Genomic DNA, 15,657 nt, shown 5'->3' with positions numbered 1-15,657 from the left:
AGTCAATCCTCCTTGCTTTGTATGATTCGGATCTGATCCACGCGTCCGCCAATCTGGGTGCCGTGGAAGAGATTTTGATAGGTGAAAGGTTCGAATCCCGCCGACTTCATCGCGTCGGCAGTTTGCTGGATGTCGTAGGTCACGCGGTGCAGCGATACTTCGCTATCGTCGACAATCGCGTACGCTGCCCGGTTATCTCCGTCGCGCGGCTGACCAATTGAGCCAGGGTTGCAATAGGCCCGATCGCCGAATCTGGCGAGAGTTTGTACGTGCGTATGCCCGGAAAAGAGTATGCGCACCCCGTCGGGGATGATTGCCGGTGAGACTGAATAGAGATACTGATCGCGGGTATTTTCGGGGCCGCCGTGCACAAATAGATAATCGCTTTCGCGCAGCATGTCCAACGATTCGCCTAGCCAGGCAACCTGCGCCGCGCTCAATATCCCTTTCTGATACTGAATGATTTCCGTTACCACGCGGGAGCGGGGGCAGCTTTCATTCATCGTGATGTAGCTGTCATGATTGCCCAGTATGTTCGTCGCACCAAGAGAGCGCAGCAGGTCGATGCACTCGCCTGGTTTCGAGTAGTAGCCGACCACGTCGCCTAACGATATGAAGCGGGTGCAGCCGCGTGATCTGGCGTTTGCGACGACCGCTTCCAGCGCGGCGAGATTGCCATGGATGTCAGACAGAATCGCTAGCATGGGTCACGAAATCCTCGGTGTAGCGCCATGCGATTCCCGTGGTAATTCGCGGCATGGCAGGTGTTTTACCGTACAGATAGAAGTCGACGGCCATTTCAGCTTCATTGAAACCGAATGCCGTGCGCAGTGAGTTGCTGCTCGAGAAGCGCGGATTGATCTCGAGCAGGTATGCATGATCGCTCTCCAGGCGGAACTGAAAATTCGTCGGCCCGATCGGGTCGAAGGTCTGCATGAGCGTGGCGACTGCCGCCTCGATCACCGGATGCGCGCTGACGACCTCGGCCGTGAGCGTGTTGCCGGCGGAAGACAAACGACGGCGAAAGATCAGCGGACCCAGTGTGCCGCTTTTGCCCATGCCGAATACGCCGACGGTGTACTCGGTTTCGATCGTGCCGACCACGCGCTGTACCATCCATTCTGAGAGCGACTTGCTTTTCCAGTAGTCGAAATCAGCTTCGTCGTGCAGCAGCACAATGCCGCGCGAACCGTTGCCGCGTAGCGGTTTGAGCAGGAGAGGGGCGGGCCCCAATGCGCTGATGGCCTCGCTCCACGATTGCGGCCGGGCTGCCGGAATGGCCCGGTAGCCGCTTGCCGTGAGTGCTTGCCCGAACGCCCATTTATCGGCGGTTTGCTCGATCAATTGAGGATTGTTAAGCGCCACCTTCACGCCGAGCCTGGAGAAGAAGTCCCGGTGCGCGTTAAAAAAGAGCATATCCAGCTCGAGCCCGGGCAGGACTAGCTCAATACCGTGAACGCGGATAATCCGTTCCCAATACTCAAGGTAGGTCTGGCTATCCTCTGCGCCGTCGGGCTTTTTCTCGAAGATGTCGACGAGGCGAGGACCGGGCGAATTGTCGCTGCGATCGATCCCAACGACGCGAACGTTGTACTTGGACTGTCGCAGACTTTTGACGATGCCCTGTCCAATGATCGCGCCGACGCCCGTAACCGCGATGGTCAATTTACCGGTGTTCATTGCGCGTCCAGTTCAATAGACGGCGCGGCACATAGCTCGTGAGCAACGATGCCGGGACCCGTCACTGCGCGACGGCGATATCCGCAGGAAACCTGGTTCGGATGTTGTTTCATTTTTCCAGCGTTGCAGGCGTGGTGTGAGTGAGGAAGTCGCGCCATGGGCTCGATTTTCCACGAATGTGAGCGACTCCGGCCCGTCCAACATGAGCGATCAGGTCCAAGCTCGTGACGTAGGGGGTGAAATCCCCGTGCGCCTGCGCATAGGCATTGAGTTCGTAGTCGATATAGTCAACATCGATGCCGCGTTCTTCGAACGCTTCGTGCGCCAGATAACTTTTTGCACCATGCCCCGTGAGATAGGTCTTTCCTCCCAGTGCCGTGCAGATGTTGATTAAACGTTGGCTGCTTGACCCGTCGACGTCGAGCTGCGAGGAAACCAGAAAACGCTTGTCGAGGCCGATCTCCGGAAAATAGCTAACCAGTGCATCGGTGGAAGCCTGGGCCAGTTCCCCGATCCATTCGTAATCGCGAGCGAATACCGCATCCACCAGCTCCAGCATGTCCTGTTTGAACGGCGCATGCGCGTACGCCTGTTCAAGCTGCTGGCGATGGCGGGTCATCCAGTCTTCGCTGTTATCGATGCGGACTTCGTTGATTAACTGCCCGCGCTTCCAGTTTTGCAGAGGCACCGTGAGCCAGCGGATGCCGTGCGCCGTCTTGATCTGCACGCGGTTAAAGAAGCCGCGTGTGAACTGTACGTCGTCGTAATACACGTATGTATCGCACAACCGTATCTGCTCCAACATGCCGAACCACGGAAAATACATTGGCTGCGACACGACGATGCAATTGTCGCATGTGGGTTCATTACCCATTGATGGCCTCGTCGTGCAATCGCCTGATCACTCCGATAACGCGCTGCGTGTCTTCACTGCTCAGATCGTGGTAACTGGGCAAATTGATCGCACGAGCCGAGATGTCCCATGCCAGCGTGTTTCCGGCGCAAGGGGTGAACATGGGGAGACTGGAAAGGGGATGAAAAAAGACTCGCGCGTCGATTCCGTCCACGCGGAACGCCGCTTGCAGCGCTTCACGAGTGATACCGATCGATCGATCGAATACCGCAGTCGGCATCCAATACCCATTCCTGATGCCTCTGGGCTCGGGATTCAACGTCACACCCTCCAGCCCCTCGCATCCCTGTTTATAAGCCTCGAACACACGGCGCTTGCCAGCGATCAGTTCGTCGATACGTTCGATTTGAGCGCAGCCGATGGCGGCCTGAATATTCGACATCTTGTATTTGAAACCGAGCAAATCAGGCCAGAACTGCCGGACCTGTTTCGGATCGCGCCCATGATTTGACAGCGTCAACGCGGTTTCATACAGCGCCGGGTCGTTAGTTACCCACATGCCGCCTTCTCCCGTGGTCACCGTCTTGGTACCGTGAAATGAGAAGGCGCCGAACGCGCCGACGCTACCGGCGCGCTTGCCGAAATACACCGACCCTATAGCTTCAGCAGCATCTTCGATCACCGGAATGCCGTGTGTCTCGCCTATTTCCAATAGTTTGTCCAGTTCGCAGAGGTTGCCGTACAGATGGACTGCCAAAATAGCTTTGGTGCGAGGCGTGATAGCGGCTTCGACTCGCTCGGGATCGATACACCACGTGTCCGGGCGGATATCCACAAAGACCGGCGTCGCGCCCAGGTGGACGATGGGTGCCGCGGAGGCGATCCAGTTGGTATCGGCCATGATGACCTCGTCGCCTGGCCCTATGCCCAGCGCCGCCATGCCAATGTGAAGCGCCCCCGTGCAGCTCGAAGTCGCTATCGCATACTTCACGCCCAGATGTTCCTTGAAAGCGTTTTCGAAGCGAGTGATGTATTCATAGCATTTGTCGCCCCAGCCGTTGCGGGCGGCGTCCGTTGCGTACCCGACTTCGAGGTCGGTAATCGACGGTTTGGTGTAGTAGATGCGTTCGCTCATCGTATTTCCAGAACAGGCACAGCCGTGACAAACTTGCCGTCCCATTGCCTGATGCAGGCAGTTTGATTCATGACTTCGTCTGCAATATTCCAAGGGAATATCACTACGAAGTCGGGCCGTGCTTTCATCAGCTCGCTCGGCGCAAAAATGGGAATGCGACTACCCGGTAGGTATTTGTTCTGTTTGTACACAGCAGCGTCACAGACAAAGGACAGCAGATCGGGTTTGATTCCGGCGTAGTTGAGCAACGTGTTGCCCTTTGCTGCCGCACCATAGGCAGCCACCCTTTTGCCCGCTTTTTTCTGCTCGATCAGAAACGCCACGAAGTTGTTCCTGATGCTATCGACCCGTTGCTGGAAAGCCCGATAGGTTTCCAACGTTTGCAGGCCGGCGGCTTTTTCCAGTTGCAGAACCCGCGCCACCGCGGTGCTGTCAACGCGGGAATCGTCGGCATGGCATCCGAAGACCCTGAGGCTACCGCCGTGAGTCGGAAGCTCTTCAACGTCCGTTATGCGCAGTCCGCAGGTCGACAAAATCCGGCTGACGGTGTAGAGCGACAGATAGGAGAAGTGCTCGTGGTAGATGGTGTCGAACTGGGTCTGTTCGATCAGGCGCAGCAGATGAGGAAATTCGAGCGTGATTGTGCCGCCGGCCTTCAACGCAACTCTCATCCCCTTGGTGAAGTCGTTGATATCCGGCACGTGGGCATACACGTTGTTGCCGATGATGAGGTCGGCCTGCCTGTTATCCCGGCAGAGCTGCTGGCCCACGGATTCGCCGAAGAATTCACGCAATACGGGGACGCCCAATTTCTCCGCCGCATCCGCAGTGCTGTCCGTCGGTTCTATCCCAAGACAAGGAATGCCCGATGACACAAAGTTCTTGAGCAGATAGCCATCGTTGGACGCGAGTTCGATCACAAGGCTGTTCTGGTCGAGTGAGAGGCGCTCGGTGATCATCCCGGCATATCGGGACGCATGTTCCAGCCAACTGGTTGAGGTCGACGAAAAATAGGCGTAGTCGCTCGTGAACAGCGCCTCGGCCTCTGCATAGTCTTCGGTTTGGACTAGCCAGCAGGTTTCGCAGACGCCCACTTTAAGCGGGAAATAGACCTCAGGACGATGCAGATCCTCCTCTCGCAGATAAGCATTGGAAGGAGGGGCGGTTCCAAGGTCGACGAAGGTCTGTTGAACGGCCTGACCGCAGTGACGGCATTTCATGGAATGAGTCCGGGAAAATCTTCAGTAATCAGCGGATGAGCACGGTCGCGCTCGGACATATCGGTTACCGGAATGAGCCAGGATATGCCGACGCGCGGATCATCGTGGCGCAGCCCCCCTTCGGCGGTGGGCGTGTAAAAGGCTGTGTGAAGGTAGAGCAACTCACTATCCGTCTCGAGGACCTGGAAGCCGTGAGCGCATCCTTCAGGGATGGCCATCATCCGGGTGTTGTCAGCGCTGAGTACTTCGGCGTGCCATTGCAGAAAAGTGGGCGAACCTGCGCGCAGATCCACGACCACATCCCAGACCTTCCCACGGATGCAGCGCACCAGTTTCATTTCTGCATGGGGCGCATGCTGGAAATGCAACCCGCGGACAGCGCCGAGCTGGGTCGTGCGGGACTGATTGATCTGCACGATCTGACGTGTGCCGAGGACGGCCGCCAGCTCCTTCTGACAAAACAGGCGCGTGAAAGCACCGCGCCGGTCCGCGACCGGCGTAGTTTCCGCGACGATCACGCCTTCGATGTGGGTGGACAGCGTTTTCATGACTGGTCAGGATTCGAAAGCGTCAATGTCTGCCTCACACAGCGAGCGAACGTTTGTTCCCTGCGCGAATGCACCGTACCAACGCATGGTGCGCCCGACCATCTCGTTCAAATTCCATCTGGACGAGATGCCGAGCATGGCGCGGCTCTTCGCGCTGTCCAGCATCAGCAGCCCGGCTTCATGAGGGCCGGTGTCGCCCTGACCGTAAGCGACCTCACCTCGACCGTAAGCGCTGCGGGCGATGTCCACAACGTGCCGCACAGAAACCGCGTCCGCCGCGTCGGGTCCGAAGTTCCAGGAACCTGCGAGTGCGGGGGCATCCCATAGCGCATGGGCCAGTCGCAAATAGCCAGCTAGCGGTTCCAGCACGTGCTGCCACGGACGCACGGCATCGGGGCGGCGTACCTGCAATACGTGGTTGCTGTCCCACGCACGTACGGCGTCAGGAATAATGCGATCGGCAGACCAATCGCCGCCGCCGATCACGTTGCCGGCCCTGGCGCTGGCAACAGCGACTCCTTGAGCGGCGAGAAATGCGTCACGGTAGCTGGTAATGACCAGTTCGCTGGCGGCCTTGCTGGCGCTGTAGGGATCGTGTCCGCCCAACGGCGCGTCTTCGTCGTAGGGAACGGGTCTTTCCTGGTTACGGTAGACCTTGTCGGTTGTCACCATCAGCGCGACGCGCACACTGTTCAGATTGCGCAGGGCTTCGAGCAGATGAACGGTACCCATCATGTTGGTGGCGAAGGTTTCCACCGGATACTGGTAGCTCGCGCGAACGAGAGGCTGCGCAGCCAGATGCAGGACGATTTCCGGTTCTGCTCGTTTGATGTGAGCAGCGAGTGCCTCTCTATCGCGGATATCGCAGAAATGGCTATCCATGCCGTTCGTGACTTTTGCGGCATCGAATAGGGACGGCGCGGTATCCGGATAAAGCGCGATGCCGGTCACGCGGGCGCCCAGGCGCTGCAACCATAGTGCGAGCCAACTGCCCTTGAAGCCAGTGTGACCGGTCAACACGACCCGTTTGCCGTTCCAGAATGTAGAGTCGGGGCGCATTGGGATCACCAGACCTTCCAGGGGGCCTGCCCGCTAGCCCACAGCGATTCGAGCAGATTTTTTTCACGCAGCGTGTCCATGGGCTGCCAGAAGCCACAATGCTCGAACGCGTGCAGTTCCCCGTTGCGGCTGAGGGTTTCTAACGGCTCGCCCTCCCACGGAGTGTCATCGGACTTGATGAGCGGCAGCACTTCAGGCGAAAGCACGAAAAAGCCACCGTTGATCATTCCGCCATCTCCCGCTGGCTTTTCGGTAAAGCCGGCCACGCGGTTTCCGTCCATACTCAGGGCGCCGTAGCGGCCGGGCGGTTGCACGGCGGTTATGGTGGCGGCCTTGCCATGGGCGTGATGAGATTTGATCAGCGCGCCGATATCGACGTCCGCCACGCCATCGCCATAAGTAAAACAGAAGGCCCGCTCATCCTGAAGATAGGAAGCCACGCGCTTGAGTCGCCCGCCCGTCAGTGTGCTTTCTCCCGTATCCACCAGCGTCACCCGCCAGGACTCCGCGTGACGTTGATGGACTTCCATACGATTAGAGGCCATGTCGAAGGTCACGTCTGACATGTGCAAGAAATAGTTGGCAAAATATTCCTTGATCATGTAGCCCTTGTAGCCGCAGCAAATGATGAAGTCGTTCACGCCGTGGGCGGAATAGGTCTTCATGATGTGCCACAAGATGGGCTTGCCACCGATTTCGATCATCGGCTTTGGGCGCGTGGTGGTTTCCTCGGAAATACGCGTACCGAGACCGCCAGCGAGAATGACTGCTTTCATATTTGCGCTATCAGGTCAGCAGAAGGTTCAGATAAACGGAGTCGGCGTTTGTCACTGATTGTGATGCGGCGGAGTCCCGGCATATCAAATCCGCTGCTTTTCCGGAAGAAGGTTAGCCGGCAGTTGCCGCAGCCAGACCTTCTGATGCCATTCGGGTCCAGAACCGGCGATAACCTTCGCCGCTGCCGTTGATTTTTTCGTACATACCCGCAATCTCACCGAGCAGTACGTTTGGATCAAGCTGATTCGATGCAACGTATTTTTGCGCCAACGCAACGACATGAGGGGCGGCCGGGCACTCGGCAAACTCGGGACGCGCATAGTAGTTGTCGTGAATCGAGTGTTGCCAGGCGGCATGCCAGCCCCTGAACCAGGCGCTTATTGCAGCGCGTTTCTGATCTTCAGGCGCCAAAAAATCCGGGGACCCAATCAGGAAGGAGCCCTCAACCGCCAGCATCAAACGGGACAGGATCCAGAGTGAGACGGGATGGCCAAGCGTCTTTGCATGACGAAGTTCCGTATCGACCGTCGCCGTGCGCAGATGATTTTGGATGTTGTAGATGAACCAGGGCTGAGCCATGATCTTCAACGGGCCAGAGCACGCGACGAAAAGCGTTGCGAGCTGATCATGATGCGACATGATGTTTGGCAAGGAGACCCACAGCTTGTAACCTTTTAGCAAGATGTCCCGGGCGACGATCGCGTGAAAAAGAGGATTACCCAGCCCGACAGTTCCTGCGATACCGGCAACTCTGCCGTCGAACGACTGGGCGTCTATCCCACGCAAATTGTGGAAGTCATAGCCGCTGTCGAGCTCGCGCCCGAACTGCCCGATCGCCCCGACAAAGCCGTTTGAACCCGTCAAATCCCGCATCATGGTGGGGATGCTTGCAGGCAAAAGCGTATCGTCGTCCCCTACCACCATCAGGTAGCGTCCGGTGGTTTGGCCGAGTGCGAAGACGTGATTTTCCATTGAGGGCCCTTTTACCAGGCGGAAATTATCGCTGGCAAAAGAACTCAAAAACGCAAACTTTTCGGGGTTCTCCGAGTTATCCGACACGACGACTTCAATGTTCGGGTTAGTCCGGGCGAGTTCGCAGGCCTGCATGATGACGGCGTAGTGCCGGGGGCCCGCGTAGTGCGTGGGAATAAAAATCGAAAGATCAAACATGGAAAGCATCGCTCGTTCGTTAGTTAAACCATTCCGCCATCTACGCGCACCGTCTGCCCGGTGACGAACGCGGATAGCTCTGACGCGAGAAACAGCGCGACGTTGGCGATGTCTTGCGGCTCCGCAGCCCGCTTTAGCGCGGAAGCGGCGATCAGTTTTTCGCGGGCCGCCGGCGCCATCTTGTCGTACATGTCGGTACGCGTCACCCCCGGCGCGATCGCATTGACGCGGATCCCCGACGTGCCGAACTCCGTGGCCATGCTTTGTGTCGCACGTGCAAAGGCGGCCTTGCTCGAACCGTAGGTCAACGTGCCTGGATCGGCAATCTGCGCCGCCGTAGACGAGATGTTGATAATGGAACCCGACTTGTTGCGGGCCATCAGGCGCGCAAGCCCTTGAGTCAACAACATCTGGCCGAAGAAATTGACCTCGAATACGCGCCGCATCTCGGCCATCGTGGTCATCTGGAACAACGACCCGCTCGCGGTCCCCGCGTTGTTCACCAGCACGTCGATCCGCGTGGACCCGCCGGCGATTTCCTTGATTGCGCTCTTGATGGACCGCTCGTCGGCCAGATCGAGACTCAACGCCTGCACGCTGACTCCGTGCGCGTTCTCGATTTCTTGCAAACGGTCCAACGTCTCGGGGCCGATCTCGCGCATACAGGCAAACACCCGTGCACCATGTGCTGCGAACGTACGGATCACTGCGTGACCGATACCTCGATTGGAGCCGGTCACGATGGCCACCTTGTCGCGCAGTAGCCGGGCGGCGCCGAGCTGCTCCATACCGGTCATACGGCCTCGACCGGGGGAAATTCGGCCGTCTGCGTCAATGCTGCGGACGCCTGCGCGACGCCGGAGGCTGCCAGCACGACGTCGATGACCCGCTGTTGCGACTGGATATCGAGCGCCGGATAGATCGGCAAACAAAGAATCTGTCGGGAAATCTCGGTGGCGATAGGCAAATTCGCCGCACCGGCAGACGGCAATCCGCGATAGCTCGGAAATTCGCTGATGAGCGGGTAGAAATAACGACGCGCGAGAATGCTCGCCGTTCGCAACCGGTCATAGAGCTCGTCGCGCGTGACAGGAAAGTCGTCTGTGATGCGAACCGGAAAGTAAGAGTTATTTCGCGTGCTGTGCGCGGGAACCTCATGCATCAGCAGACCTTCGACGCCCCGGAACGCAGAACGGTAACGGTCGGCAATTTGCGCGCGAGCCAGTGCAATCTGATCCACGTACTGCAATTGCAACATCCCGAACGCAGACTGTACTTCGTTCATCTTGGCGTTGATACCGGGCCTGACCACCGTGACTTCATCGGCAAAACCGAAGTTCTTCAGATGGTCGATATGACGCTTCGTCTTCGCATCGCGGCAAATGATGGCGCCGCCTTCGAAGGTATTGAAGATTTTTGTGCCGTGGAAGCTGAGTACCGACATATCGCCGAAGTTCAGCACCGATTGGCCGTTCTTGCGCACCCCGAACGCATGCGCTGCGTCGTAAAGTACCCGCAGGCCGTAGATGTCGGCGATTCGCTCGATAGCTTCGACTTCGCATGGATTGCCATAAACGTGCACCGGCAGGATTGCCGTCGTCTGCGGAGTAATGGCTGCCTCGATCTTCTGCGGATCGAGGTTCAAGCTAACGGGATCGATATCGGCGAACACGGGACGGATGCCGTTCCAATGGAGCGCATGGGTCGTGGCGACGAAACTGAATGGCGTGGTGATCACTTCGCCGGTGACTTTCATCGCCTGCAATGCGGTGATCAGCGCGAGGGTTCCGTTGGAGAACAGTGAGAGATACTCAACGCCTAGGTAGTCGCACAGTGCCGCTTCGAGTTGTGTATGAAACGGGCCACCATTCGTAACCTGCTTGCTTTCCCATATCTGCTCGAGATACGGCAGGAACGCCTCCAGCGGCGGCAGGAACGGCTGCGTAACGGGTATCAGTTTATCCATGGTGGGCGGCGGTTACGGAATAGGGGCATGCGACGGACTATCGATGTTCCTATCGTAACCCTCGATGTTTCACTTCGATTCATCGATCAAATGCCCCAATGACGGCTAATTCCTTTGATGAGCGCGGCGAGGCAGAAGCGACTGACACAAATTGGCAGGGAAACAGCCCGCTGTTCTGCAGATCGGCCAGCGGGCGTGTGCTGATATGCTGCGGCATGCCCGTACGCTCTATCTGACGCCAGTTTCAGGCCCTTTGGCCGAGTCCAACTGGGGACGGAGATGCTGACGTATTTCAAAAGGACTCGCTTTAATGACCACAGTCAGCATTCTCGTTCCCGCCTACAAGCCCGAGTATTTGCAGAAGGCAATTATTAGTGCGCAAACACAGAGTTTCAGGGACATCGAAATACTTGTCGGGGACGACAATGCAGACGGCAGGCTACGGGACGTTGTCGCGTGCTTCGATGATTCACGCATCAGGTATTTTCACCATGGCTTTCAGGATGGCCTGCAAAACTCCCGGCGGCTGTGGGAGCGTTGCACGGGTAAGTACGTGAAATGGTTGTACGACGACGATATCCTGATGCCCAGTTCGGTCCAGACGCTGCTGGATGCACTGGTTAGCAATCCGGACGCCCTGATGGCGTTTCATGAGCGCGTGTTTATCGACGGGAACGACAAGGTCGTCCACGTGCCGTCACCACTGATTCCGGCTGGCCAGGGCGCTCGCATCGACCGCGACTTTCTTGTGCAGAACATGGTGGTAGATGCGAACAACTTTATCGGCGAACCGAGTAACGTGATGCTGGCTCGCGACAAGGTCGACATCTCGACCGTGATGCGTTACCGCTCATGGGGAGTCAAGTTCCTCAACGATGTCGCGATGTACCTGAATCTTGCCGAGCGGGCGCCACTGGTTCTGGCCGGCGGCTATCACAGCTGTTTTCGCAAGCACGAGGCACAGAACTCTAGCGGAGCGAGTCCGATGATCGCTGCGGGATATTACGAATGGGAAGTCATGATTCGTGGCGAGGCTGCGGCCGGCCGCTTTCCTGGTGCCGCTTTCGCCCGTGCAAAAGAGCGTCTGAAGGAGATCTACACGCACGGTGTCGAGATACGCGGGATCCGAGAACTCCAGATCCTGAGCAGCAACCTTGACGAGATTACAGAATCGCCCGCAGGCGGCTTGTTTGATTCGCCGCGTTTCCTCGACGGAATAGCGAACGTTCAGAAAATGATAGCGGCTCGCACAAACGCATAGTGACGAACCCTAGCATGTCGCTTTCGCGAACTCGCTCTCGTGCAGCGTGATGCACGTCGCGGGTCCGGCGATAACCCTGCTGTGTCGAGCGCTTCCCTGCTTCTGATCGCCAGGCGGCGTCGCGATCGTCCGGATCGCAACCGCCGCCTGGCGCAGCGATCTCCGCCAGCGCCCGCTGAAGCTCAACTGCCATATTTCTGCAGATACCGCGCATACCCGTCGCGCCATCCCGGACTGCCGAACGCTCCGGTGCTTTCATGCACCACGCTAAGCGGCCAGGTGCCCATCCGCAGGCCTTTCAACTCGGCCTGCCGGCAGAAATCCATATCGTAAAAGTGAAACGCAAACTGCTCGTCAAAACGCAGGCCGCTGTTGACCAGCGTCGTGCTGTCGGCCGCGAGCAGCACGCCGTCCAGCAGCTTCACTTCGACGCCCGACGGGCCGAACGACGACACGATCTCGCATGGAAAACCCTTGCCGTGTCCGACCGTGCCGCTCAGGTACTGTCTTTCATCCCACTTGTAGTCGGGCGTGACGAATGCCCACGCGGGTTGTCGGGCGATGCGCCGCTTGTTGCCCGCAATGCCGACCACGTCGAACTTTGCGACGGCCTCCGCGATCCGCTCGGTCCAGAAGAGATCGCTTAGCCAGACGTCGTCGTGAACGAACACAAGAATCGCCGGATGCTGCTGCGCGAACTGGATTGCGCTGTTATAGATCGTCGACAGTCCCAGCGAGTTGTTGTCGAACAGATGCAATTGTGGTTGGATCAAATGCTTGTAGAGCGTCAACGACCGGCCAAGCGCCGTTTCGTTGGAGAACTGCTCACGGCTGCGGCGCGTGCCGCATACGAGTCGGATCGGTTTCATTGATATCGATGGATTATTGTTGTGGGCCGCGCTGGCTCATGGCGCCTGCTTTACGCAACCTCTTCCGCGGCCGCTTCCTTCACCTCGAACGATTCCGCCGACAAGCCCACGCACCAGCGGCGCCACATTGCGCGAAGTGCTTCGGACACACTCTCGGCGATCTGCGCCGGACGGAACATTGGCGAACGTTCGCAGCGCTCGCGCATACCGGCGCGCAGTGCTGCGAGCGCCGGGATATCGGAGGTCAGGGCTACGCCACGCCGCACGAAATCGTCCTTGTCGGTTGTGATGAACATATCCAGTCCGGCGTGCGACATCGCGGTCAGGCCGCTGCGTCCCGGCACCGTCTTGCCCGGTAGCGTAAGCGTCGGCACACCCATCCATAGAGAATGTAGCGCGGTGGTGAGACCCGAGAACGGGAACGTGTCGAGGCAGATGTCCACGTGATAGTGCTGCTGGAGATAGACCGGCACACTTGCTCGCGAGCGGAAGTCGAGCCGTTCACGAGCGATGCCTTCTTCCGCGAACCATTCGACCAGATCGCCGAGACTGCCGTCACCCGGCATCGCGCCGATGAGCATGCGAGAGTTGGGCACGGCGTGCATCAGGCGCGACCACAGCGCGATCACTTCGCGACGCAGCTTGTCCATCCGGTTGAAGCTGCCGAACGTGATATAGCCGTTGCGTTGAGCGGGCAGCAGATTGACCGGTGGACTCAAAGAGTCGGCCTTGAACGGTGCCAGCGCGGGCAGGTAGACGATCTTTTCGGTGAACTGGTCGCGGAACTGGTCTGACGGCACCCAGTGGCGGTCGGCAAGAAAATAATCGACGGCGCTCAGACCGGTGGTGCCCGGATAGCCGATCCAGGAGGCCTGGATCGGTGCGGGTTTGCGCGCGAGCGAAAGCAGGCAGTTGTTCGCGGTGTGGCCGGCCAGATCGATCAGAATGTCAATCTCGTCGGCTGCGATCAGTTTGGCGACCGCATCGTCTTTCATGCCGAACACGTGATGCCAGCGCTCGAACTTGCCGCGCATGCGCTCGGTCACCTGATCGTTGATCGAGGTATTCGAATACGCATGCAGCGACAGACGAGGATTGAGGGCAAGGTGATCCAGAATCGGCTCGAAGAAGCTGGCCACTGCATGGCGGCAGAAGTCGCCTGACGTGAAACCGATACGCAGCCGGCGCTCCGGATCTTTTGAGTTGCTGTGCTGCGGCCAGTTCGGCTTGAAAAGCGTCTCGAACTGCTCGCCGAACATGCGGTGCGTGGCAAACAGTTCGGCGGGATCGGTATTTTCGCTGTGCGTCATGCAGAACGCGAGATTGTCGTACGCGAGGTCGCCGTTCGGGTTGAGTTCGATCGCGCGGCGGAACTGCGTGGCGGCCTTGTCGAGGTTGCCGAGCTTCATATATGTCACGCCGAGCGTGCTGTACGGCAGCGGGGCGTTCGGGTCGACGTCGACGGCCCTCAGACAGACGCGTTCGGCTTCTTCGAGCCGGCCCAGCGAGATCAGCACGATACCGAGAATTCGCAGACCTTCCTGGTGGTTCGGGTTGATTTCGAGAATCTTCCGGCAATCCGCTTCCGCTTGGTCGTGTTCCCCCTTCGATTCCAGGACGCTTGCCGAGACCTGCAGCAGGTCGATATCGTTCAGGCACAGTTCACGGGCGGTCGCGCAATAGTCCATCGCTTGGTCATAGCGACCAAGACGGTGCAGTGAAATCGCCATCAGTTTCCAGCCGAAACCGTGCGACGGATAAACGTCGACGAGGTTGCGGGCCGCCGCAATCGCTTCTTCGGTGCGGTCGGTGTTGTACATCTCGGCAATTGCGGCGATCTCGGCCTTGCTAGGTTCGTTTTTGCCGTTGCTGCGCCGGGACGCGGCGGGCGTATTCGCCGCTGCGGGTTGGGTTTCGAACGCTGGCGACAACCGTGCGTTGGACGGGGCGTCGTTATCGACCATCCTCTGCACCGTGTAGGTGGCCGGCGTAGACATCATCGTCATCACCCCGATCAATTTGTCGATTTCCGGGCCTTTGAGACCGCGTTGCTGGCCCATTTCCAGCGCCATCCACGCCGCTTTCAATTCTCCGGTCTGAAGCAGCGCGTCGATGTAGTTCGCCCAGTACTGGCAGTTGTTTGGATCGCCGCCGATAGCCCGCTCCATGTACTCGACCGCAGCCGATGACTGGTTCAGCCGGATCGAAATCACGCCGAGCCGGTGATTGACCAGCGGATGCTCGGGATAAATCGCATGCACGGCCTCGAAGCGCTTGCCTGCCTCGCGAAGCTCGCCGCGCTGCTCAAGTGCCAGCGCGTCCTGCATCGCCCTTGCCGCATGCAGGTGGCACCCGAGGTCGGCGTCGGCGGGCAGGCATGCAGCGGCCTGCCCGAGCGGGTGCAACGCGCTGGCCAGGTCGCCACGCCGTAGATGTGCATACGCAAGCGCCTTCCAGCCGTAGCCATGAGTCGGCAACAGCCCTGTCATTTGCCTTGCGAGCGTTTCAGCGTCGGCGTGCATGTTCTGCTTGTCGAGCGTTTCGATCGTCAGGATGAATTCGTCCGCGAGCAGATCGGCATCGCTGCGGGGCGTGGTCGCCGGCGCATCGACGGGTTCGATTCGTACGGCGTGCAACGGCAGACCGCGTTGCCGTCCCAGTTCGGCAACCTGTTGCGCCTCGTCGTCGCGGCCGGTCATGACCAGTGCGTCGAGATAAAGCGACCAGAATTCCGCGCGCTTTGGCGCGGCTTCTACGGCGGCTTTGAGGAACGGCAGCCCCGCACCGGGCTGCCCGGTCTGGATGGCCATGACGCCGAGGTTATGATTCGCGACAGGATGATCCGGGCGAGCCTGCAGGACGTCGCGGTACAGGCGCTCCGCTTGGGGCAGACGCTTCGCGCGGTGGTGAGTCAGGGCCTGTTGCAGATCGGCATCGGTAGTCATGAATTCCCTTCTATGCTTGAGCTCTAGCGTAATGGGGCGTCGGTGGAATCGTTCGGACCGCATCGGCCAAAACAGGGTGCTTCGCACCGATCGAGCCCGGAACGACGCGCCGCTGTGTGTGCTCGGGCGGCGACGGTTGTGATTCGCAACTGCGTCGAGTCAATCGAGTGGGTT

14 protein-coding genes are annotated in these 15,657 nt (G+C 58.8%); 1 reads left to right on the top strand and 13 read right to left on the bottom strand.

Annotation, left to right across the window (positions count from 1 at the left end; all coding sequences use genetic code 11):
- Nucleotides 1–2: 2 nt before the first annotated feature.
- From LMG28727_RS17155 to LMG28727_RS17105, 11 genes are all read right to left on the bottom strand, one after another.
- Nucleotides 3–704: a metallophosphoesterase family protein gene (locus tag LMG28727_RS17155; protein ID WP_201643505.1), complete on the bottom strand. Its 702-nt coding sequence runs from the start codon at nucleotides 702–704 to the stop codon at nucleotides 3–5.
- Nucleotides 685–1,680: an ATP-grasp domain-containing protein gene (locus tag LMG28727_RS17150; RefSeq protein ID WP_201643504.1), complete on the bottom strand. Its 996-nt coding sequence runs from the start codon at nucleotides 1,678–1,680 to the stop codon at nucleotides 685–687. The genes LMG28727_RS17155 and LMG28727_RS17150 overlap by 20 nt, the downstream gene beginning before the upstream one ends.
- 109 nt (nucleotides 1,681–1,789) lie before the next feature.
- Nucleotides 1,790–2,554, bottom strand: a complete 765-nt coding sequence (locus LMG28727_RS17145) for a WbqC family protein (RefSeq protein WP_201643503.1) — start codon at nucleotides 2,552–2,554, stop codon at nucleotides 1,790–1,792.
- Nucleotides 2,547–3,668: a DegT/DnrJ/EryC1/StrS family aminotransferase gene (locus tag LMG28727_RS17140; protein ID WP_201643502.1), complete on the bottom strand. Its 1,122-nt coding sequence runs from the start codon at nucleotides 3,666–3,668 to the stop codon at nucleotides 2,547–2,549. The genes LMG28727_RS17145 and LMG28727_RS17140 overlap by 8 nt, the downstream gene beginning before the upstream one ends.
- The gene (locus tag LMG28727_RS17135; RefSeq protein WP_201643501.1) at nucleotides 3,665–4,888 is read right to left on the bottom strand and encodes a class I SAM-dependent methyltransferase; all 1,224 of its coding nucleotides are present in this window, start codon (nucleotides 4,886–4,888) and stop codon (nucleotides 3,665–3,667) included. The genes LMG28727_RS17140 and LMG28727_RS17135 overlap by 4 nt, the downstream gene beginning before the upstream one ends.
- Nucleotides 4,885–5,436, bottom strand: a complete 552-nt coding sequence (locus LMG28727_RS17130) for a dTDP-4-dehydrorhamnose 3,5-epimerase family protein (RefSeq protein ID WP_201643500.1) — start codon at nucleotides 5,434–5,436, stop codon at nucleotides 4,885–4,887. The genes LMG28727_RS17135 and LMG28727_RS17130 overlap by 4 nt, the downstream gene beginning before the upstream one ends.
- Before the next feature lie 6 nt (nucleotides 5,437–5,442).
- The gene (rfbG, locus tag LMG28727_RS17125) at nucleotides 5,443–6,495 is read right to left on the bottom strand and encodes a CDP-glucose 4,6-dehydratase (protein WP_201643499.1); all 1,053 of its coding nucleotides are present in this window, start codon (nucleotides 6,493–6,495) and stop codon (nucleotides 5,443–5,445) included.
- 5 nt (nucleotides 6,496–6,500) lie between these two features.
- Nucleotides 6,501–7,271 (bottom strand): glucose-1-phosphate cytidylyltransferase, encoded by a 771-nt coding sequence (gene rfbF, locus LMG28727_RS17120; RefSeq protein WP_201643498.1) that lies wholly within the window; start codon nucleotides 7,269–7,271, stop codon nucleotides 6,501–6,503.
- A gap of 112 nt (nucleotides 7,272–7,383) precedes the next feature.
- Nucleotides 7,384–8,442 (bottom strand): glycosyltransferase family 2 protein, encoded by a 1,059-nt coding sequence (locus LMG28727_RS17115; protein ID WP_201643497.1) that lies wholly within the window; start codon nucleotides 8,440–8,442, stop codon nucleotides 7,384–7,386.
- 23 nt (nucleotides 8,443–8,465) lie between these two features.
- Nucleotides 8,466–9,239: an SDR family NAD(P)-dependent oxidoreductase gene (locus LMG28727_RS17110; protein WP_236592017.1), complete on the bottom strand. Its 774-nt coding sequence runs from the start codon at nucleotides 9,237–9,239 to the stop codon at nucleotides 8,466–8,468.
- Nucleotides 9,236–10,408, bottom strand: coding sequence for a DegT/DnrJ/EryC1/StrS family aminotransferase (locus tag LMG28727_RS17105; RefSeq protein ID WP_201643496.1), 1,173 nt, complete (start codon nucleotides 10,406–10,408; stop codon nucleotides 9,236–9,238). The genes LMG28727_RS17110 and LMG28727_RS17105 overlap by 4 nt, the downstream gene beginning before the upstream one ends.
- A gap of 310 nt (nucleotides 10,409–10,718) precedes the next feature.
- Here LMG28727_RS17105 and LMG28727_RS17100 point away from each other — a divergent pair, with 310 nt between their 5' ends.
- Nucleotides 10,719–11,669 carry a glycosyltransferase family 2 protein gene (locus LMG28727_RS17100; RefSeq protein WP_201643495.1) on the top strand — a complete coding sequence of 317 codons (951 nt, stop codon included), beginning with the start codon at nucleotides 10,719–10,721 and terminating at the stop codon, nucleotides 11,667–11,669.
- Between the two features lie 182 nt (nucleotides 11,670–11,851).
- Here the strand turns inward: LMG28727_RS17100 and LMG28727_RS17095 are convergent, their stop codons facing one another.
- Nucleotides 11,852–12,538, bottom strand: a complete 687-nt coding sequence (locus tag LMG28727_RS17095) for a glycosyltransferase family 2 protein (RefSeq protein WP_201643494.1) — start codon at nucleotides 12,536–12,538, stop codon at nucleotides 11,852–11,854.
- 50 nt (nucleotides 12,539–12,588) lie between these two features.
- A complete protein-coding gene (locus tag LMG28727_RS17090) occupies nucleotides 12,589–15,483 on the bottom strand; it encodes an O-linked N-acetylglucosamine transferase family protein (protein WP_201643493.1) in 2,895 nt (964 codons plus the stop codon).
- Nucleotides 15,484–15,657: the final 174 nt, after the last annotated feature.

Origin of the sequence: Paraburkholderia metrosideri, from assembly GCF_904848625.1 — a bacterium.
Taxonomy (GTDB): domain Bacteria; phylum Pseudomonadota; class Gammaproteobacteria; order Burkholderiales; family Burkholderiaceae; genus Paraburkholderia; species Paraburkholderia metrosideri.
This window is presented reverse-complemented; position numbering and strand designations above follow the sequence as displayed.